The sequence below is a fragment of the Mesorhizobium sp. RSR380A genome, from assembly GCF_054719385.1.
In genome coordinates this window covers 661,227-679,819 of record NZ_JBTTIB010000001.1, presented here as the reverse complement: position 1 = coordinate 679,819, position 18,593 = coordinate 661,227, and the positions used below count along the sequence as shown (strand labels likewise).

The 18,593-nt window shown below is 63.1% G+C and carries 17 protein-coding genes and 1 tRNA gene; 16 read left to right on the top strand and 2 right to left on the bottom strand.

Annotated elements, in window-relative coordinates; genetic code table 11:
* Position 1: 1 nt before the first annotated feature.
* From nuoH to ACYG9Z_RS03280, 15 genes are all read left to right on the top strand, one after another.
* Positions 2 to 1,045, top strand: coding sequence for an NADH-quinone oxidoreductase subunit NuoH (nuoH, locus tag ACYG9Z_RS03350; RefSeq protein WP_023735918.1), 1,044 nt, complete (start codon positions 2 to 4; stop codon positions 1,043 to 1,045).
* On the top strand, positions 1,045 to 1,536 hold the full coding sequence (nuoI, locus tag ACYG9Z_RS03345) for an NADH-quinone oxidoreductase subunit NuoI (protein WP_023685203.1): 492 nt from the start codon (positions 1,045 to 1,047) through the stop codon (positions 1,534 to 1,536). The genes nuoH and nuoI overlap by 1 nt, the downstream gene beginning before the upstream one ends.
* Positions 1,537 to 1,767: 231 nt before the next feature.
* The gene (locus ACYG9Z_RS03340; protein ID WP_023690957.1) at positions 1,768 to 2,388 is read left to right on the top strand and encodes an NADH-quinone oxidoreductase subunit J; all 621 of its coding nucleotides are present in this window, start codon (positions 1,768 to 1,770) and stop codon (positions 2,386 to 2,388) included.
* 1 nt (position 2,389) lies between these two features.
* Complete coding sequence (gene nuoK, locus ACYG9Z_RS03335; RefSeq protein ID WP_023670810.1) at positions 2,390 to 2,698, top strand: NADH-quinone oxidoreductase subunit NuoK; 309 nt, start codon at positions 2,390 to 2,392, stop codon at positions 2,696 to 2,698.
* A 10-nt stretch (positions 2,699 to 2,708) separates the two neighbouring features.
* A complete protein-coding gene (nuoL, locus tag ACYG9Z_RS03330; RefSeq protein WP_023706137.1) occupies positions 2,709 to 4,682 on the top strand; it encodes an NADH-quinone oxidoreductase subunit L in 1,974 nt (657 codons plus the stop codon).
* Positions 4,682 to 6,187, top strand: coding sequence for an NADH-quinone oxidoreductase subunit M (locus ACYG9Z_RS03325; RefSeq protein WP_023670808.1), 1,506 nt, complete (start codon positions 4,682 to 4,684; stop codon positions 6,185 to 6,187). The genes nuoL and ACYG9Z_RS03325 overlap by 1 nt, the downstream gene beginning before the upstream one ends.
* Positions 6,188 to 6,205: 18 nt before the next feature.
* The gene (nuoN, locus tag ACYG9Z_RS03320; RefSeq protein ID WP_023751641.1) at positions 6,206 to 7,642 is read left to right on the top strand and encodes an NADH-quinone oxidoreductase subunit NuoN; all 1,437 of its coding nucleotides are present in this window, start codon (positions 6,206 to 6,208) and stop codon (positions 7,640 to 7,642) included.
* A 4-nt stretch (positions 7,643 to 7,646) separates the two neighbouring features.
* Positions 7,647 to 8,468 carry a biotin--[acetyl-CoA-carboxylase] ligase gene (locus ACYG9Z_RS03315; RefSeq protein ID WP_023709242.1) on the top strand — a complete coding sequence of 274 codons (822 nt, stop codon included), beginning with the start codon at positions 7,647 to 7,649 and terminating at the stop codon, positions 8,466 to 8,468.
* A 32-nt stretch (positions 8,469 to 8,500) separates the two neighbouring features.
* Positions 8,501 to 10,174: a ribonuclease J gene (locus ACYG9Z_RS03310; RefSeq protein ID WP_023751640.1), complete on the top strand. Its 1,674-nt coding sequence runs from the start codon at positions 8,501 to 8,503 to the stop codon at positions 10,172 to 10,174.
* Between the two features lie 97 nt (positions 10,175 to 10,271).
* The gene (gene mce / locus ACYG9Z_RS03305) at positions 10,272 to 10,676 is read left to right on the top strand and encodes a methylmalonyl-CoA epimerase (protein ID WP_023685207.1); all 405 of its coding nucleotides are present in this window, start codon (positions 10,272 to 10,274) and stop codon (positions 10,674 to 10,676) included.
* The gene (locus ACYG9Z_RS03300; protein ID WP_023670803.1) at positions 10,673 to 10,957 is read left to right on the top strand and encodes a DUF1467 family protein; all 285 of its coding nucleotides are present in this window, start codon (positions 10,673 to 10,675) and stop codon (positions 10,955 to 10,957) included. The genes mce and ACYG9Z_RS03300 overlap by 4 nt, the downstream gene beginning before the upstream one ends.
* A 730-nt stretch (positions 10,958 to 11,687) precedes the next feature.
* Positions 11,688 to 13,016 carry a proline--tRNA ligase gene (gene proS, locus ACYG9Z_RS03295; RefSeq protein ID WP_023751639.1) on the top strand — a complete coding sequence of 443 codons (1,329 nt, stop codon included), beginning with the start codon at positions 11,688 to 11,690 and terminating at the stop codon, positions 13,014 to 13,016.
* A gap of 104 nt (positions 13,017 to 13,120) precedes the next feature.
* Positions 13,121 to 14,359 carry a lipoprotein-releasing ABC transporter permease subunit gene (locus tag ACYG9Z_RS03290; protein ID WP_031244030.1) on the top strand — a complete coding sequence of 413 codons (1,239 nt, stop codon included), beginning with the start codon at positions 13,121 to 13,123 and terminating at the stop codon, positions 14,357 to 14,359.
* Complete coding sequence (locus ACYG9Z_RS03285) at positions 14,356 to 15,039, top strand: ABC transporter ATP-binding protein (RefSeq protein WP_023685211.1); 684 nt, start codon at positions 14,356 to 14,358, stop codon at positions 15,037 to 15,039. Before ACYG9Z_RS03290 ends, ACYG9Z_RS03285 begins: the two co-directional genes overlap by 4 nt.
* A 460-nt stretch (positions 15,040 to 15,499) precedes the next feature.
* Positions 15,500 to 16,750: a peptidase M50 gene (locus ACYG9Z_RS03280; protein WP_023751637.1), complete on the top strand. Its 1,251-nt coding sequence runs from the start codon at positions 15,500 to 15,502 to the stop codon at positions 16,748 to 16,750.
* Positions 16,751 to 16,769: 19 nt separating this feature from the next.
* Here ACYG9Z_RS03280 and lipB read toward each other — a convergent pair whose 3' ends face one another.
* Complete coding sequence (gene lipB / locus ACYG9Z_RS03275; RefSeq protein ID WP_023751636.1) at positions 16,770 to 17,513, bottom strand: lipoyl(octanoyl) transferase LipB; 744 nt, start codon at positions 17,511 to 17,513, stop codon at positions 16,770 to 16,772.
* A gap of 338 nt (positions 17,514 to 17,851) precedes the next feature.
* Here lipB and ACYG9Z_RS03270 point away from each other — a divergent pair.
* A tRNA-Leu gene (locus ACYG9Z_RS03270) sits at positions 17,852 to 17,936 on the top strand.
* Positions 17,937 to 18,135: 199 nt separating this feature from the next.
* Here ACYG9Z_RS03270 and ACYG9Z_RS03265 read toward each other — a convergent pair.
* On the bottom strand, positions 18,136 to 18,468 hold the full coding sequence (locus tag ACYG9Z_RS03265) for a GcrA family cell cycle regulator (protein ID WP_084566269.1): 333 nt from the start codon (positions 18,466 to 18,468) through the stop codon (positions 18,136 to 18,138).
* Positions 18,469 to 18,593 lie beyond the last annotated feature (125 nt).

Below are 18,593 nucleotides of genomic sequence, written 5' to 3'. Positions count from 1 at the left end.
CATGGACACTTTCTTCTCCTTCTATGTGGTGCCGACGCTGATCATCCTTTTAAAGTCGGTCGTGCTGATCGTCGTTTTGCTGATCGGGGTTGCCTACCTGCTTTACGCCGACCGCAAGATCTGGGCGGCGGTGCAATTGCGCCGCGGCCCGAACGTCGTCGGCCCGTGGGGCACGCTGCAGGCTTTCGCCGATCTGCTGAAATTCGTCTTCAAGGAACCGGTCATTCCGTCCGGCGCCAACAAGGGCGTGTTCCTGCTGGCGCCGCTGGTGTCGGCCGTGCTGGCAATCTCGGCCTGGGCGGTCATTCCCGTCAATGCGGGCTGGGGGATCGCCAACGTCAATGTCGGCATCCTCTACGTCTTCGCCATCTCCTCGCTCGAGGTCTACGGCGTGATCATGGGCGGCTGGGCGTCCAACTCGAAATACCCGTTCCTCGGCGCGCTGCGCTCGGCGGCGCAGATGGTGTCCTACGAAGTCTCGATCGGCTTCGTCATCGTCACCGTGCTGCTCTGCGTCGGCTCGCTCAACCTGTCGGACATCGTGCTGTCGCAGCAGGATGGGCTGGGCACCAAGCTTGGCCTGCCCAACAGCTTCCTCGACTGGCACTGGCTGGCGCTGTTCCCGATGTTCGTCATTTTCTTCATCTCGGCGCTGGCCGAGACCAACCGCCCGCCCTTCGACCTGGTGGAAGCCGAGTCGGAACTCGTCGCCGGCCATATGGTCGAATACTCCTCGACGCCGTTCCTGTTGTTCTTCCTCGGCGAATATGTCGCCGTGGTGATGATGTGCGCGCTGGCCACCATCCTGTTCCTCGGCGGCTGGCTGCCGCCCTTCGACTTCGCCCCCTTCACCTGGGTGCCCGGCGTGATCTGGTTCGTGCTCAAGATCTGCCTGATGTTCTTCATGTTCTCCATGGTGAAGGCCTTCGTGCCGCGCTACCGATACGACCAGCTGATGCGGCTGGGCTGGAAAGTGTTCCTGCCGATCTCCCTGTTCATGGTCGTTGCCACCGCGGCCTTCCTCAAAATCACGGGGTTTGCGTGATGTCCGCTTTTGGCCAGGCCGCAAAATCGCTGCTGCTGCAGGATTTCGTCAGCGCCTTCTTCCTGTCGATGCGCCAGTTCTTCGCGCCGAAGGAAACGATCAACTATCCGCACGAGAAAGGGCCGACCAGCCCGCGCTTCCGTGGCGAGCATGCGCTGCGCCGCTATCCCAATGGCGAGGAACGCTGCATCGCCTGCAAATTGTGCGAAGCGATCTGTCCGGCGCAGGCGATCACCATCGAGGCCGGCCCGCGCCGCAATGACGGCACTCGCCGCACCGTGCGCTACGACATCGACATGGTGAAGTGCATCTATTGCGGCTTCTGCCAGGAAGCCTGCCCGGTCGACGCCATCGTCGAGGGGCCGAATTTCGAGTTCGCGACGGAGACGCGCGAAGAGCTTTACTACGACAAGGACAGGCTGCTGGCGAATGGCGACCGCTGGGAGCGCGAACTGGCGCGCAACATCTCGCTGGACTCGCCCTATCGGTGATTAGCGTGCTTCTCCCTGTTTACGGGGAGAAGATGCCGGCAGGCAGATGAGGGGCGGCGCCAAGGCCGCAAATCTCTGCGCTGCCCCTCATCCGGCCCTTCGGGCCACCTTCTCCTCGTAAACGGGGAGAAGGAATAAGAAAGTGGACGGCGCAACGTCGCCCGTCTAAGGAACACGCGATTTCGTACCCGAGGCGGGACGGAGTCGGAATAGGAACCCGGGGGATCCCCAATGCTGAGTGGACTAGAGGCGGCCTTTTTCTACCTCTTCGCCTTTGTCGCGGTGGCGTCGGCCTTCATGGTCATTTCGTCGCGCAACCCCGTGCATTCCGTGCTGTTCCTGATCCTGACCTTCTTCAACGCCGCCGGCCTGTTCATGCTGACCGGCGCCGAGTTCCTGGCGATGATCCTGCTTGTCGTCTATGTCGGCGCGGTCATGGTGCTGTTCCTGTTCGTCGTCATGATGCTCGATGTCGACTTCGCCGAGATGAAGGAAGGCGCCCTGCAATATGCGCCGATCGGCGCGCTGGTCGGGCTGATCCTGGCGGCCGAGCTGATCGTGGTGCTCGGCGGCTACACCTTCGCGCCGCAACTGGCCTCGACGGTCTCCAAACCCATCCCGGATCTTGCCGCGCGGACAAACACCGCAGCACTCGGCGACATCCTCTATACGGACTACCTCTACTACTTCCAGATTTCGGGCCTCATCCTGCTGGTCGCCATGATCGGCGCCATCGTCCTGACGCTGCGCCACAAGGAAGGGGTCAAGCGGCAGTCGATCGCAGCCCAGGTCGGCCGCACGCCGGCGACAGGCATGGAAATCCGCAAGGTCAAGTCGGGCGAGGGGCTCTGAGATGGTCGTCGGCATCGCACATTACCTGACCGTATCGGCGATCCTGTTCACGCTGGGCGTGTTCGGCATCTTCCTGAACCGCAGGAACATCATCGTCATCCTGATGTCGATCGAGCTGATCCTTTTGGCGGTCAACATCAATTTCGTTGCCTTCTCGGCGGCATTGGGCGATCTCGTCGGCCAGGTGTTTGCCCTGTTCGTGCTGACGGTCGCCGCCGCCGAAGCGGCCATCGGTCTTGCCATTCTCGTCGTCTTCTTCCGCAACCGCGGCTCGATCGCGGTCGAAGACGTGAACCAGATGAAGGGTTGACGGGGCTAACATGTATCAAGCGATCGTCTTCCTTCCGCTGCTCGGCTTCCTGATCGTCGGCCTGTTCGGCAATTCGCTGGGCGCCAAGGCATCGGAATACATCACCTCAGGCTTCCTGGTGATCTCGGCCGTGCTGTCCTGGGTCGCCTTCTTCTCCGTCGGCTTCGGCGAGGGCGAGGTGTTCACCGTGCCGGTACTGCGCTGGATCCAATCCGGCGGGCTCGACGCGTCCTGGGCGCTCAGGATCGATACGCTGACGGTGGTCATGCTGGTGGTAGTCAACACGGTGTCGGCGCTGGTCCACATCTATTCGATCGGCTACATGCACCACGATCCGAACCGGCCCCGCTTCTTCGCCTATCTGTCGCTGTTCACCTTCGCCATGCTGATGCTGGTGACGGCCGACAATCTGGTGCAGATGTTCTTCGGCTGGGAAGGGGTGGGTCTCGCCTCCTATTTGCTGATCGGCTTCTGGTACAAGAAGCCGTCGGCCAATGCCGCTGCGATCAAGGCCTTCGTCGTCAACCGCGTCGGCGATTTCGGCTTTGCGCTCGGCATTTTCGGCGTCTTCGTTTTGTTCGGCTCGGTCAATCTCGGCACCATCTTCGCCAATGCCGCGACGTTCATTCCGGCTGAAGGCGCACCACAAGGCGCCGCCGTGCTGACCTTCCTCGGCTATGCGCTGGACAAGCAGGCGGCCATGACCATCGTCTGCCTGCTGCTGTTCATGGGCGCTATGGGCAAGTCGGCGCAGGTGCCGCTGCACACCTGGCTGCCGGACGCGATGGAAGGCCCGACCCCGGTCTCGGCACTGATCCATGCCGCCACCATGGTGACGGCCGGCGTGTTCATGCTGGCGCGGCTGTCGCCGCTGTTCGAACTGTCGCATTCGGCGCTGACCGTGGTCACCTTCATCGGCGCCTTCACCGCCTTCTTCGCGGCGACCGTCGGCCTGGTCCAGAACGACATCAAGCGCGTCATCGCCTATTCGACCTGCTCGCAGCTCGGCTACATGTTCGTGGCGCTCGGCGTCGGCGCCTATGGCGCGGCGATTTTCCATCTGTTCACGCACGCCTTCTTCAAGGCGCTGCTGTTCCTGGGCTCGGGCTCGGTCATCCATGCCGTCTCCGACGAGCAGGACATGCGCAAGATGGGCGGCCTGCGGAAGCTCATTCCGAAGACCTACTGGATGATGGTGATCGGCACGCTGGCGCTGACCGGCGTCGGCATTCCGGTGACCGTCATCGGCACCGCCGGCTTCTTCTCCAAGGATGCCATCATCGAGGCTGCCTTTGCCGGCCACAATTCGGTCGCCGGCCTCGCTTTTGTCCTGCTGGTCATCGCCGCCTGCTTCACCTCCTTCTACTCCTGGCGGCTGATCTTCATGACCTTCCACGGCGAGCCGCGGGCGAGCCACGACGTCATGCACCATGTCCATGAATCGCCGCCGGTGATGCTGGTGCCGCTGTTCATCCTGGCCGCGGGCGCGCTGTTTGCCGGCGTTGTCTTTCATGGCGCCTTCATCGGCGAAGCCTATGCCGAATTCTGGAAGGCGTCGCTGTTCACGCTGCCGGGCAACCACATCCTGCACGAGATCCATGAATTGCCGCTGTGGGTCGAGCTGGCACCGTTCGTCGCCATGATCATCGGCTTTGCCGTCGCCTGGAAGTTCTACATCCGCTCGCCGGAGCTGCCCCGGAGCGTCGCCGCCAACCATCGGCTGCTCTATGCCTTCCTGCTCAACAAATGGTACTTTGACGAGCTCTACGACGTCCTGTTCGTGCGGCCGGCAAAGGCGCTGGGCAGGTTCTTGTGGAAGACCGGCGACGGCACCATCATCGACGGGCTCGGCCCTGACGGCATTTCGGCGCGTGTCGTCGACGTCACCGACCGCGTCGTCAAGCTGCAGACCGGCTATCTCTATCACTATGCCTTCGCCATGCTGATCGGCGTGGCCGCACTCGTCACCTGGATGATGCTCTGATGACCGCCTGGCCAATCCTCTCGCTGGTCACGTTCCTGCCGCTCGTAGGTGTGCTGCTGATCCTGTTCATCAGGGATGACAGCCCGAATGCGCGTCGCAACATCCGCGCCATCGCGTTCACGACGACAGCAGCCACCTTCATCATCTCGCTGTTCATCTGGACCGGCTTCGACAATTCGCAAGCCGGCTTCCAGTTCGTCGAGAAGTTTGCCTGGTTGGATTCCGGCATCTCCTACCATATGGGCGTCGACGGCATTTCGATGCTGTTCGTCATCCTGACGACGTTCCTGATGCCGCTCTGCATCCTGGCGTCGTGGGAAGCGATCGACAAGCGGGTCAAGGCCTACATGATCGCCTTCCTGCTCTTGGAAACGCTGATGATCGGCGTGTTCTGCGCGCTCGACATCGTGCTGTTCTACGTCTTCTTCGAGGCCGGCCTGATCCCGATGTTCATCATCATCGGCGTCTGGGGCGGCAAGCGCCGCGTCTATGCCTCGTTCAAGTTCTTCCTCTACACGTTGGCCGGCTCGGTGCTGATGCTGCTCGCCATCATGGCGATGTTCTTCCAGGCGGGCACCACCGACATCCCGACGCTGCTGACCCACAACTTCCCGGCCCACATGCAGACATGGCTATTTCTGGCCTTCTTCGCCTCCTTCGCGGTGAAGATGCCGATGTGGCCGGTGCACACCTGGCTGCCCGACGCCCACGTCGAAGCGCCGACGGCGGGCTCGGTGATCCTGGCCGGCATCCTGTTGAAAATGGGCGGGTACGGCTTCCTGCGCTTTTCCCTGCCGATGTTCCCGCTGGCCTCGGAAATGTTCGCCCCGCTGGTGTTTACGCTGTCGGTCGTCGCCATCATCTACACCTCGCTGGTGGCGCTGATGCAGGAGGACATGAAGAAGCTGATCGCCTATTCCTCCGTCGCCCATATGGGCTTCGTCACCATGGGCATCTTCGCCATGAACCAGGAAGGCGTGCAGGGCGCGATCTTCCAGATGCTGAGCCACGGCCTCGTCTCGGGCGCGCTGTTCCTGTGCGTCGGCGTCATTTACGACCGCATGCACACGCGCGAGATCGACGCCTATGGCGGCTTGGTCAACAACATGCCGAAATACGCCACGGTGTTCCTGATCTTCACCATGGCCAATGTCGGCTTGCCGGGCACGTCAGGTTTCGTTGGCGAGTTCCTGACCATGCTCGGCGTGTTCCGGGTCAACACCTGGGTGGCTTTCTTCGCCGCCACCGGCGTCATCCTGTCGGCGGCCTACGCGCTCTGGCTCTACCGCCGGGTGATCTTCGGCGCGCTGACCAAGGAAAGCCTGAAGGGCCTGCTCGATCTGTCGACGCGCGAGAAGGCAATCATCTACCCGCTGGTCGTGCTGGTCATCTTCTTCGGCGTTTATCCCGCTCCCGTCTTCGATGCCACGGCCCAGTCGGTCAAGGCGCTCGTCACCAATGTCACCGCATCCATCGGCGCCGCGCAGACCGCGGCGGCGAACTGACCAGAGGTTTTGCGAACCATGACGCCGGACCTTTACTCCAGCCTTTCGCTCTCGACGCCGGAGCTGATCCTCGCCATCGGCGCGCTGGCGCTGTTGATGGTGGGCGCCTATTCGCGCGCCAACACTGCCATTCTGGTGACTGTCCTTGCCGTCGCCGTGCTGGTGATCGCAGGCCTATGGCTGATCTTTCCCACGGGACAGGGCGCAGCCTACGGCAACGCCTTCATCCAGGATCCGTTCTCCCGCTTCATGAAGGTGCTGTCGCTGATCGGTTCGGCGGTGACGCTGGTGATGTCGATGCGCTTCGCCAGGCAGGAGCATTTCGACAAGTTCGAATACCCGGTGCTGATCCTGCTCTGCACGCTCGGTATGATGCTGATGATCTCGGCCAACGGCATGATCGGGCTCTATCTCGGCCTCGAGCTGCAGTCGCTGGCGATTTACGTGCTGGCCGCGATCAATCGCGACAATCTGCGTTCGACCGAGGCCGGTTTGAAGTATTTTGTGCTGGGCGCGCTGTCGTCGGGCATGCTGCTTTACGGCATCAGCCTCATTTACGGCTACACTGGCAATGTCGGCTTCCAGGAAATCGCCTCGGCGCTTGGCAGCGGTGAGCGCCAGCTCGGCCTCGTCGTCGGCCTGGTTTTCGTTTTGGCCGGCCTTGCCTTCAAGATTTCCGCGGTGCCGTTCCACATGTGGACGCCCGATGTCTACGAGGGCGCGCCGACGCCGGTCACCGCCTTCCTGGCGGCTGCCCCCAAAATGGCGGCAATGGCGCTGATCGTGCGCGTCACCATGGGCGCCTTCAAGCCGATCGCTTCCGACTGGCAGCAGATCATCGTCTTCATCTCGATCGCCTCGATGGCGCTCGGCTCCTTCGCCGCGATCGGCCAAACCAACATCAAGCGGCTGATGGCGTACTCCTCGATCGGCCATATGGGCTACGCGCTGGTCGGCCTAGCCGCCAACAGCCAGGCCGGCGTGCGCGGCGTCGCCATCTACATGCTGATCTATCTCGTCATGACGCTCGGCACCTTCGCCTTCATCCTCGCCATGCGGCGCAAGGAAGGCAATGTCGAGCATATCAGCGATCTCGCCGGTCTGTCGTCGACCAACCCGATCATGGCGACGATCCTGACCATCCTGATGTTCTCGCTGGCCGGCATCCCGCCGCTCGCCGGCTTCTGGGGGAAATGGTACGTGTTCCTCGCCGCCATCAACGCCAATCTCTATGCGCTGGCGATCATCGGCGTGCTGGCCTCTGTGGTGGGCGCTTTCTACTATCTGCGCATCATCAAGATCATGTGGTTCGACGAACCGGCCGGCGGCTTCGTGCCGATGGCGGTTGAGCTGCGCCTCGTGCTTGGTGTCTCCGGCGCTTTCGTGCTGTTCTATGTGCTGATCGGCGGTCCGATCGCGACCTACGCCGAAGCCGCCGCCAAGACATTTTTCTGACCGGATGGCATTTCGGCTGGCTCCAACCTCTGAGACGGAAGGGTTCCGGCTCGAGGCGCATGACAGTGTGGGTTCCACCAACACGCTGGCGCTGGACCATGCAAGGGCAGGCGATCCCGGCAAATTGTGGGTCGTTTCCAAGAAGCAGGAAAGCGGCCGTGGCCGCCGCGGCAGGGCCTGGGTATCGCCCGAGGGCAATCTGGCGGCGACATTGCTGGTCATCACCGGCGGTGAGTTGCGTCTGGCGGCGACGCTGGGCTTCGTCGCGGGCCTGTCGCTGGCCGATGCGCTCGACGCCGTGGTGCCGAAGGGCAGGATCGCTATCGGCCTCGACGGCGCCAGCCAGGGGCAGAACCGCTTCGAGCTGAAATGGCCGAACGATGTGCTGGCCTCCGGCGCCAAGCTGGCCGGCATCCTGCTGGAATCGGCCATTCTCGATGGCGGCCGTTTCGCGGTGGCGGTGGGCATCGGCGTCAATGTGGTGGCGCATCCGCCGGATTTGCCGTATCCGGCGACATCGCTTCAGGCGCTGGGCGCGACATGCGACGCCGAAACGCTGTTCTTGGCGCTGTCCGATGCCTGGACCGACAATGCCCGGCTGTGGGATGACGGACGCGGGCTCGACGCCATCCGGCGTCGCTGGCTATCGCGCGCGGCGGGGCTTGGCGGCGAGGTTGCTGTCAGGATTGACGGGAATGTGGTGCGCGGTACCTTCGAGACCATTGACGCGGACTGCCGTTTCGTGATCCGCGATGATGAGGGGTCGGTCGTGACGGTAGCCGCCGGCGACGTGCATTTCGGCGCCGTCGCGTCGGCAAAGATTTAGGGCTGGCCGCAAGGGCCGGGAAGGGAAAATTGATGGCGAAAGCGCAAAACGCCGAACTCGTCTTCGTGCCGCTCGGCGGCGTCGGCGAGATCGGCATGAACTTCGCCCTTTACGGCTATGGGCCGCCTAGCGCGCGCGAGTGGATCGTCGTCGATGTCGGCGTGACCTTTCCCGATGCGGCGCATCCGGGCGTCGACCTGATCCTGCCCGATACCCGCTTCATCGAGGAGAACCTCGCCGGCCTGCGCGGCATCATCATCACCCACGCGCATGAAGACCATTACGGGGCGCTGCTCGACATCTGGCCGAAGCTGAAGGCGCCGGTGTGGATGACACCGTTCAGCGCCGGCCTGCTGGACGCCAAGCGCCAGGGCGAGCAGGGCGCGCCGAAGAAAATTCCGGTGACGATCTACCGGGCAGGCGAAACATTCACTGTCGGCCCGTTCTCGATCGAGGCCATTCCGGTGGCGCACTCGATCCCCGAGCCGATGTCGCTGGCGATCACCTCGCCGGCCGGCACCGTCATCCATACCGGCGACTGGAAGATCGATCCGGAACCGACGATCGGTCCGAAAACCGACGAGGCGCGGTTTCGCGCCTATGGCGACAAGGGTGTGCTGGCGCTGATCTGCGATTCCACCAATGCGCTGCGCGAAGGCGAATCGCCGTCGGAAGTGGCGGTGGGCGAAGGCCTCAGGGGCGTCATCCAGAGCGCTGTCGGCCGTGTCGCCGTCACCACCTTCTCCTCCAATGTCGGACGCATCGTCTCCATCGCCAAGGCGGCGCGCGATGCCGGCCGCCAGTGCCTGGTGCTCGGCCGCTCGCTGAAGCGGGTCATCGATGTCGCCGGCGAACTCGGCTACATGGACGGGCTGCCGGAGTTCATCGCCGAGGAGGATTTCGGCTTCATCCCGCGCGAGAACCTGGTCATCATCTGCACCGGCAGCCAAGGCGAGGCGCTGGCGGCAGTGGCAAAACTTTCGCGCGACGAGATGAAATCGGTGTCGCTGACGGCCGGCGACACGGTGGTGTTTTCCTCACGCACCATTCCCGGCAACGAGAAGGCGATCCTCGAGATCAAGAACCGCCTCATCGACCTCGGCATCAAGATCATCGAGGATGGCGACGCGCTTGTGCATGTCTCCGGCCATCCCCGCCGCAGCGAATTGCGCAGGATGTATGAGTGGGTGCGGCCGCAGATCGGCGTTCCCGTGCATGGCGAAGCCGCGCATCTGGTGGCGCAGGGATCGCTGATGTCGACGTCGGGCATCGGCCAGGTGGCGCAAGTGCGCGACGGCGACATGCTGCGGCTGGCGCCGGGTCCGGCCACGATCATCGACCAGGTGCCGTTCGGCCGCATCTACAAGGACGGCAGGCTGATCGGCACCGACCAGGCGATGGGCATACGCGACCGGCGCAAGCTATCCTTCGCCGGCCATGTCGCGGTCAATGTCGTGCTCGACGATAAATATGAGCTCGCCGGCGATCCCGATCTGGTCGCCATCGGCGTCGCCGAGGCCGATGCCCGTGGCGAAAACATGGAAGATCTGATGCTCGACGCGGCCGTCGGCGCGGTCGACTCGATCCCTCGCCAGCGCCGCAAGGACCTCGATCTGGTGCAGGAAGCGGTGCGCCGCGCCGTGCGCGGCGCCGCCAACGAGGCCTGGGGCAAGAAGCCGCTGGTGACGGTGTTTGTGACGAGGTGAGGGAATAGGCAGTAGGCGGTAGGCAGTGGAGAAAAATGCAGATGTATCACTACTGCCTACTGCCCATTCCCTACTCCCTTAACTTGTGGAGCACTTCATGCTGGGACGCCTGAACCATGTAGCACTTGCCGTGCCGGACCTGGCCGCGGCGATTGCGGCCTATCGCGATACGCTTGGCGCGAAGGTCACCGCGCCGCAAGCGCTGCCCGAGCATGGCGTTACCGTGGTGTTCGTCGATGTCGGCAACACCAAGATCGAACTCCTGGAGCCGCTGGGCGAACGGTCGCCGATCGCGGCCTTTCTGGCGAAGAACCCCTCGGGTGGCATGCATCATGTCTGCTACGAGGTCGACGACATCCTTGTCGCGCGCGATCACCTCAAAGCGAGCGGCGCCCGCGTGCTGGGCGACGGCAATCCCAAAACCGGCGCCCACGGCAAGCCGGTGCTGTTCCTGCATCCCAAGGATTTCTTCGGCACGCTGGTCGAACTGGAGCAGGCATGAGCTGGATTTCGTTTGCCGCGCTGTTCTTCATCACCTGGTGGCTGATGCTGTTCATCGTGCTGCCGTTCAGCGTCAAGACGCAGGATGACGACCAGGACGTGACGCTGGGCACGGTTGCGAGTGCGCCGCGCGGGCCGCATATGCTGCGCGCCGTGATCCGCACCACCATCGTCACGGCTGTCGTCATGGGGGTTTTCTATAGCCTGACGCACGGGCTGGGCTACAGCCTCGACGAAGTCCCGCACATCATCCCCGAAGCCAGCCAGGCACCGGCTAACTAACCACTTTCCCGCCGGCAGATCGGCTGGCATGTTTGTGTCTGTTTCGGAGCGCCAAACTCAGATTTTGTCTCGCCAGCCTGCGATGCGCAATAGGCGGCCAGGCATGGCCCACCCGCATTAGAATCACGCCTTGGTGTCAGGCTGACGCAAGCTCACGTGATTTGGGAACAGGTTGATCTAACCAGATGATCGGGCAAAAAAAATGCAAGGCACAAGGCCTTGCAATTTAAACGCGTTCCGATCTGTTTTCCGGTTTCCGGCGGCAGCGGGTAACCGCGCCTAGATCGCATCCTCCCAAGACTTTGACCGCGTAGGAGAGCAGATTTTTCTCCACCCTCTCGGTTATCGGGGCACACTAGCCTAACCCTGATGAAATTGTCACGCAGAATTTTGCCCGCAATCGGGCAATCTGTGCTGCAGTGCACAATAGTGCGGCAGGCTTTGCTTGCGAAACGAACAACACCCGGGCTGCCGCCTTAATCTGGTCAGGTGTGCCGCGTCGCCCGGACGCGCAAAGCGTGTGTGAGCACTTCGGAGTCAGGGTCATCATTTTGCATCAAAAGCATTATCGTTTTCGGTGCGAAGGTCTTTGGAAGAAGAATCGATTTTTGCGATTTCGGACCGATGCGGCCGGTCGGGTTTCCATTCCGTCACGAAATAGCTATGAAGCCGGGGCAAGCAAGCCAGCCGCGCCGATTCCGGCGCAGCCTCCTCTCTCACGGACCTGTCCATGCGTTTGTCGCAGTTTTTCCTGCCCATCCTGAAAGAAAATCCGCGCGAGGCCGAGATCGTCTCGCACCGGCTGATGCTGCGTGCCGGCATGATCCGCCAGCAGGGGCAGGGCAGCTTTTCCTGGCTGCCGCTAGGCAAGCTGGTGCTCGACAAGGTCTGCCGCATCATCCGCGAGGAGCAGAACCGCGCCGGCGCTCTGGAAATCCTGATGCCGACCATCCAGTCGGCCGATCTGTGGCGCGAAAGCGGCCGCTATGACGACTATGGCAAGGAGATGCTGCGCATCAAGGACCGGCAGGACCGCGACATGCTCTACGGTCCGACCAATGAGGAAGTGGTCACCGAGATCGTGCGCGCCTACGTCAAGTCGTACAAGGATTTGCCGCTCAACCTCTACCACATCCAGTGGAAGTTCCGCGACGAGGTGCGGCCGCGCTTCGGCGTCATGCGCTCGCGCGAGTTCCTGATGAAGGATGCCTATTCCTTCGACCTCGATTTCGAGGGCGCGAAGGCCGCCTATAACCGCATGTTCGTATCCTATCTCCGAACGTTCACGCGCATGGGGCTGCAGGCCATTCCGATGCGGGCCGACACCGGGCCGATCGGCGGCGATCTCAGCCATGAATTCATCATCCTGGCCGACACCGGCGAGAGCCAGGTCTATTGCGACCGCGAATATCTGTCGCTCCAGGTGCCCGGCGAGAAAACCGACTTCGGCAATGACGGCGAGATCGCCGACATCGTCAAAACGTGGACGACGCCTTACGCCGCCACCGACGAGATGCATGACGAGGCGGCCTGGGACAAGCTTAGCGAGGCCGACCGGGTCTCGGCACGCGGCATCGAGGTCGGCCACATCTTCCATTTCGGCGACAAATATTCCAAGCCCATGGGCGCCAAGGTGACCGGGCCCGACGGCAAGGATCATTTCGTTTCCGGCGGCTCCTACGGTATCGGTCCGTCGCGGCTGGTGGCGGCGATCATCGAGGCCAGCCATGACGGCAACGGCATCATCTGGCCGGAAGCGGTGACGCCGTTCGACATCGGCCTGATCAACATGAAGGCCGGCGACGCCGAGTGCGACCGCGTTTGCGGCGAGCTCTACGCCGCCTTCACCGGCGCCGGCAAGGATGTGCTTTACGACGACACCGACCAGCGGCCGGGCGGCAAGTTCGCCACCGCCGACCTGATCGGCCTGCCCTGGCAGGTGATCGTCGGGCCGCGCGGCGTGGCCGCCGGCGAGATCGAGATCAAGAACCGTCGGACCGGCGAGCGCGAGACGCTGCCGGTCGCGGAGGCCAGGAAACGCTTCGGTGCAACCGCATGAGCGAAGCCGCGGCAGCGAAGTCTTCGGTAGCCCAGTCTCCGGTTGGCAAGTCTCCGGTCGCCAAGTCTCCGGTCACCAAGTCTCCGGTCGCCGGCCCGTTCTCCATGTTCGAACGCATGGTCGCCTGGCGTTATTTGCGGTCGCGCCGCAAGGAGACGGTGATCTCGGTCATCGCCTCGATCTCCTTCCTCGGCATCATGCTAGGCGTCGCCACGCTGATCGTCGTCATGGCTGTCATGAACGGGTTTCGAGCCGAACTTCTGACCCGCATCCTCGGCGTCAACGGCCATTTGATCGTGCAGCCGCTGGATTCGCCGCTTGAGGACTATGCGAAGGTCGCAGCCCGCATCAACGGCGTGGCCGGCGTCAAATACGCGATACCGCTGATCGACGGCCAGGTCCTGGCGCAAGGCAATGTCGGCGGCGGCATGGGCGCGCTGGTGCGCGGTATCAGGGCCGAAGACCTCGGCAAGATCGCCATCGTCGCCCAAAACGTCAAGCAAGGCACGCTTGACGGCTTCGACTCCGGCGATGGCGTCGCCATCGGCAAGCGCATGGCCGAGAATCTCGGCCTTGTGCTCGGCGACACCATCACGCTGATCTCGCCGGACGGCGATGTGACGCCGATGGGCACGACGCCGCGGCTGAAGGGCTACAAGGTGGCGGCGATCTTCGAGGTCGGCATGTCGGAATATGACAGCTCCATCGTCTACATGCCGTTTTCCGAAGCGCAGCTCTATTTCAACATGGACGGCAGGGCGCAGACGATCGAGATCTATGTCGACAACCCCGATAATGTCGACGCGCTGAAACCGCTGGTGGATGCGGCGGCGCAACGGCCGATCGACATGGTCGACTGGCGCCAGCGCAACGAGACGTTCTTTTCAGCACTGCAGGTCGAGCGCAACGTCATGTTCATGATCCTGACGCTGATCGTGCTGGTGGCGGCGCTCAACATCATCTCCGGCCTGATCATGCTGGTGAAGGACAAGGGCCACGATATCGCCATCCTGCGCACAATGGGCGCCTCGCGCGGCGCCATCCTGCGCATCTTCCTGATGACGGGTGCTGCGATCGGCGTCACCGGCACGCTGGCCGGCGTGCTGCTCGGGGTGCTCATCTGCACCAACATCGAATCCATCCGCCAGTTCTTCTCCTGGATGACCGGCAAGGTGCTGTTCAACCCGGAGCTCTATTTCCTCAGCCAGCTGCCGGCAAAGATGGACCCGCGCGAGACCACCTATGTCATCCTGATGGCGCTCGGCCTGTCCTTCCTAGCAACGGTGTTTCCGGCATGGCGCGCCGCACGGCTCGATCCGGTCGAGGCCTTGAGATACGAATGAAGTCCGAGATCATTATCGAGCTGAAGAGCGTCGAGCGGCACTATGTCCAGGGGCCGCGCAAGCTCACCATTTTGAACGGCGCCGACTTTTCGCTGAAGCGCGGCGAGATGGTGGCGCTGGTGGCGCCGTCGGGCACCGGCAAGTCGACGCTGCTGCACACGGCGGGCCTGCTCGAGCGCCCCGATGCCGGTGACGTCATTCTGGCCGGCCGCGCCTGCGGACGGCTCTCCGACGACGAACGCACGGCAATCCGCCGCAACGATGTCGGCTTCGTCTATCAGTTCCATCATCTGCTGCCGGAGTTTTCGGCACTGGAAAACATCATGATGCCGCAGCTGATCAAGGGGCTTTCGCGCAAGGAGGCGTCGGAGCGCGCAGCACAGCTGCTCGACTATATGCAGATTGGCAAGCGCGCGTCGCACCGTCCGTCGGAGCTGTCCGGCGGCGAACAGCAGCGCGTCGCCATTGCTCGCGCGGTCGCCAACGCGCCATTGCTGCTGCTCGCCGACGAGCCGACCGGCAATCTCGACCCGGTCACCGCGTCCTATGTGTTCGAGGCGCTTGGCGCGCTGGTCAAGCAGTCCGGCCTTGCCGCGCTGATCGCGACCCACAATCACGAACTCGCCTCGCGCATGGACCGCCGGGTGACGTTGGCGGATGGCAAGGTCGTTCCGTTGTAGGCCCCAACTTCCTCATCCTAGGGTCTGCGCCGCGTCGCTGCGCTCCTTGCTCCGCCCTAGGATCACGAAGTGATTGGTGCGTGTCCCGATCGCAAAGGCATGCGATGCGCCCTGCGTCAGCACTGCCGTCACCCCGTCAACCTTTCCTTAACCCTGCCCAAACCGGCTGTCAGGATTCGTCGGCATGCCGCTTTCCGCTCATTGACTTTCGAACAAAGTTAGAACAAAATACGAACATATCAGCAACAGGAGAGAGTTATGAGCGATCTTGTTCAGGACGTCGTTTCGTTGGTGTGCATGAGTGCGTTTCTGGTTTCCATGGCCGTCTGGATCGGCGCCATGTGATGCAACTGCTGTTCGCCGCAGTGTTTTAGGCGGGCAGGAGGGCGTTGTGCCGTTAAGCCTTTCTTGCCGCCGTGCCGCTAGGGTGCCCTGCCAAATACAGGGAGCAAAACCTCAGGTGTCGCCGATCGTGACGTCCCTTCTGGTGGCCGGTAATCTCGGATTGATTTTCCTTTTGATGACCGCGCCGCTCGGTTTGCGCACGGTGAGGCTCAGCCGCGTGGTCGCAATGGACCGGCAGCGCCTCTGGCAGGCGCTGTGGCCGCTCGGCAGCGATGCCGGCTGGTCCGGCGAGATACTCTCGGCCCAGCCGCTGGACGGGCAGGGCACGGCCCGCATCCTGCTGTCCTGGGAAGGCCGCGACGGCCAGCCGATCGAGCGCGGGTCGCGCTTCGAGGACGTCGTCGAAGGCAGTCGTTTTTCGATGCGGGTCATCGAGGATACCGCGCTCGACGCGTCGTTCTGGAAGGATTTTTACGAGACCACTGAACTCACCTCGGAAGGTGCCGGCACGCGGGTGACGCTCAGCCAGACCGATCGCTATCGCGGCGTCGCCTTCCTGGTGTTCCGCTACTTCGCCATGCGCCGCGAGCTCGGCAAGCTGGAGATCTGGGCGAGGACCGGACAGTATCGCAAGGGCGGCTGGTTCGAGCATCCGCTGAGCCAGGTCGGTTTCGCCGTTCTGTCGGCTTTCATCCTTTGGCCGTTCTTCGGGCTCAATCTCGGCGGCCTGGCGCTGGCCGCGATCCTGACCTCGGTGGTTGCCCTGCATGAGCTCGGCCACATGGCGGCCTTCCGGCTAACCGGTCATCGCAAGGCGCGGATGATCTTTATCCCGCTGCTCGGCGGCATCGCCATTGGCGGCCGGCCTTATGACAGCCGCTTCGAGGTCGCCTTCGTGGCGCTGATGGGCGCTGGTTTTTCCGCGTTCCTGGTACCGCTGCTGATCGTCGCCAGCGGGCTCGCATCCGGCGAGGGACATCGGCTCGCCGCGGCCCTTCTGGCGACGCTTGCCGGCTTTGCCGCGCTGTTCAACATCGCCAATCTGGTGCCGGTGTGGAAATTCGACGGCGGTCAGGTGCTGCGCCAGATCTGCCCGGGGCCGGTCGCCTTGGCGCTCGCCTCGTTTTCCCTGCTCTCGGCCTTGCTATGGCTTGGCTGGCTGGCCGGCTTTTCCCAAAGCTTTCTGCTGGTGGCGGGCGCCGTCTTTGCCATCCTCAGCCTGATGACAGTGGGTAGCGGGGTAAAACCGCGCCACGAATTGAAGCCGATCCGCATCTTCGACCGTTTCGCCATGGCCGGCGCGCTGCTGGCCGTCTTCGCCATTCACGGTTTCGGGCTGTTGTGGGCCTCGGCGCGGTTGCTTTGAGCGTTGGTCGAGGCGAGACTCAGCCGGCCTTGCGAGCCGGTTCTGCAGAAGTTGACTCCGCTGCCCCGAAAACATCCTCGAAGGCGGATTTCAGCGCCAGGTCGAAATCGGCCATGGTCACGGGCAGGCCGAGGTCGACGAGGCTGGTGACGCCGTGATCCGGCACGCCGCATGGCACGATGCCGCTGAAATGGCTGAGATCCGGCTCGACATTGACGGCAATGCCATGAAAGCTCACCCAGCGCCGCAGCCGGATGCCGATGGCCGCGATCTTGTCTTCAGCCGGCGAGCCGTCGGGCAGGGACGGGCGCTCGGGCCGCACCACCCAGACTCCGACGCGGTCCTCGCGGCGTTCGCCGCGCACATTGAAGGCGGCAAGCGTGCCGATGATCCACTGCTCGAGCGCGGCGACGAAGGCGCGCACATCCTCGCGCCGGCGCTTCAGGTCAAGCATGACATAGGCAACCCGCTGCCCCGGCCCGTGATAGGTGTATTCGCCGCCTCGCCCCGCGGCAAAGACCGGGAAACGGTCGGGGTCGATCAAGTCCTCGATGCGGGCGCTGGTGCCGGCGGTGTAAAGCGGCGGATGCTCGACCAGCCAGACCATCTCGGCGGCCGCACCCGTGCGGATCGCCTCGGCGCGCGCTTCCATCAGGGCCAGCGCATCGGTGTAGCCGGTCAGGCCGGGCTCGATGCGCCATTCGACCGGCGCCGAACCCGGCAAGGGCAGGAACGACGTGGCGATCTGGCTGCGTTCGGTCATGGCTTTTTCGTTTTTCGCGTGACGCACGCCGGCTTGGCGAAACCGGCTTGCGCTCTGGGGCCAAATGCATTTGCCCTTCATATGGCGGTATCCGGCTGAAACGTCCAGTTCGCCACGCATTTCGGCCTTCGCGCACGACCCCGAAGATAGGAACGATCTTCGGAAAGGATCATGCGCCAAATCAAAGTGCTGCAGCGTCCTTTGCGCGTCCCACAGGACGCGCGGCGCTGTAGAGGCCGATATGCCAATTTGCGGCGATTATTGCGCGCCGCGCCCTTGTTTCGCCGGAAACGATTTGCTACACGCCGCGAGCCGGTTCGTTCCGGCTCCTACCACGGGCGGTCGTGGCGGAATTGGTAGACGCGCAGCGTTGAGGTCGCTGTGGGGCAACCCGTGGAAGTTCGAGTCTTCTCGACCGCACCATAATTTTTCGGCCATTGAAATCATTGCGGCTTCTCAGGCCGTCGACGCCAAATCATCGCCTTTGGCGCTTGAACCGGCCGCAGCAGAGTTGCAACAAGAGGTCGCAGAGCCGCACGCGAACGCCATTTGGCTCGCACCGGCCAGCCTCCTGCACCGAGTCCCCGGCTTTAACGGTGGCGGGGCAGGGGATGTGGGTGACCTAAGCGGCGCGTCGTTGCGGGAAATGGAGACCCGGACGGGCTCGACGAGGGTCAACGGCCGTCACGACGGTGTGGTGGTGATCGCAGTAGACGCGATCCGGCGACGTCGGCCCGGCACAAAACCGGTAACCTCCGGGTACCGAGCGGTCTTCGCTCACCGGGAAGCGGCACTGGTTGAGGCCTAGCTGAATGAGGGGGACGTCTCTCGACGCTGGTCGGATATTTTCACGCATGATGGTTTTCAGTTCCTGGTTCATAGCCCTTGCCGGCTGACGACCGCGATGCGACCCGTCGGAGCGAGCTTCTCTCGTTTTGTAGGCTGTGGACCACATATGGTGCTGATCGCACCGTCAAAGAAGCCCGGCGCCCCGCTTCTGAAGCCAAATCGTTTGCGACTTAAGGCCACACCCGCGAGCGCCCGAAGCACCTGTCCGGCCGGGATTTGCCGGCGCGTCGT

Excerpts from the sequence above, each read along its gene's own strand:
- nuoH (WP_023735918.1), top strand. The coding sequence starts at position 2 with ATGGACACTTTCTTCTCCTTCTATGTGGTGCCGACGCTGATCATCCTT.
- nuoI (WP_023685203.1), top strand. The coding sequence starts at position 1,045 with ATGTCCGCTTTTGGCCAGGCCGCAAAATCGCTGCTGCTGCAGGATTTC.
- ACYG9Z_RS03340 (WP_023690957.1), top strand. The coding sequence starts at position 1,768 with ATGCTGAGTGGACTAGAGGCGGCCTTTTTCTACCTCTTCGCCTTTGTC.
- nuoK (WP_023670810.1), top strand. The coding sequence starts at position 2,390 with ATGGTCGTCGGCATCGCACATTACCTGACCGTATCGGCGATCCTGTTC.
- nuoL (WP_023706137.1), top strand. The coding sequence starts at position 2,709 with ATGTATCAAGCGATCGTCTTCCTTCCGCTGCTCGGCTTCCTGATCGTC.
- ACYG9Z_RS03325 (WP_023670808.1), top strand. The coding sequence starts at position 4,682 with ATGACCGCCTGGCCAATCCTCTCGCTGGTCACGTTCCTGCCGCTCGTA.
- nuoN (WP_023751641.1), top strand. The coding sequence starts at position 6,206 with ATGACGCCGGACCTTTACTCCAGCCTTTCGCTCTCGACGCCGGAGCTG.
- ACYG9Z_RS03315 (WP_023709242.1), top strand. The coding sequence starts at position 7,647 with ATGGCATTTCGGCTGGCTCCAACCTCTGAGACGGAAGGGTTCCGGCTC.
- ACYG9Z_RS03310 (WP_023751640.1), top strand. The coding sequence starts at position 8,501 with ATGGCGAAAGCGCAAAACGCCGAACTCGTCTTCGTGCCGCTCGGCGGC.
- mce (WP_023685207.1), top strand. The coding sequence starts at position 10,272 with ATGCTGGGACGCCTGAACCATGTAGCACTTGCCGTGCCGGACCTGGCC.
- ACYG9Z_RS03300 (WP_023670803.1), top strand. The coding sequence starts at position 10,673 with ATGAGCTGGATTTCGTTTGCCGCGCTGTTCTTCATCACCTGGTGGCTG.
- proS (WP_023751639.1), top strand. The coding sequence starts at position 11,688 with ATGCGTTTGTCGCAGTTTTTCCTGCCCATCCTGAAAGAAAATCCGCGC.
- ACYG9Z_RS03290 (WP_031244030.1), top strand. The coding sequence starts at position 13,121 with ATGTTCGAACGCATGGTCGCCTGGCGTTATTTGCGGTCGCGCCGCAAG.
- ACYG9Z_RS03285 (WP_023685211.1), top strand. The coding sequence starts at position 14,356 with ATGAAGTCCGAGATCATTATCGAGCTGAAGAGCGTCGAGCGGCACTAT.
- lipB (WP_023751636.1), bottom strand. The coding sequence starts at position 17,513 with ATGACCGAACGCAGCCAGATCGCCACGTCGTTCCTGCCCTTGCCGGGT.
- ACYG9Z_RS03265 (WP_084566269.1), bottom strand. The coding sequence starts at position 18,468 with ATGTGGTCCACAGCCTACAAAACGAGAGAAGCTCGCTCCGACGGGTCG.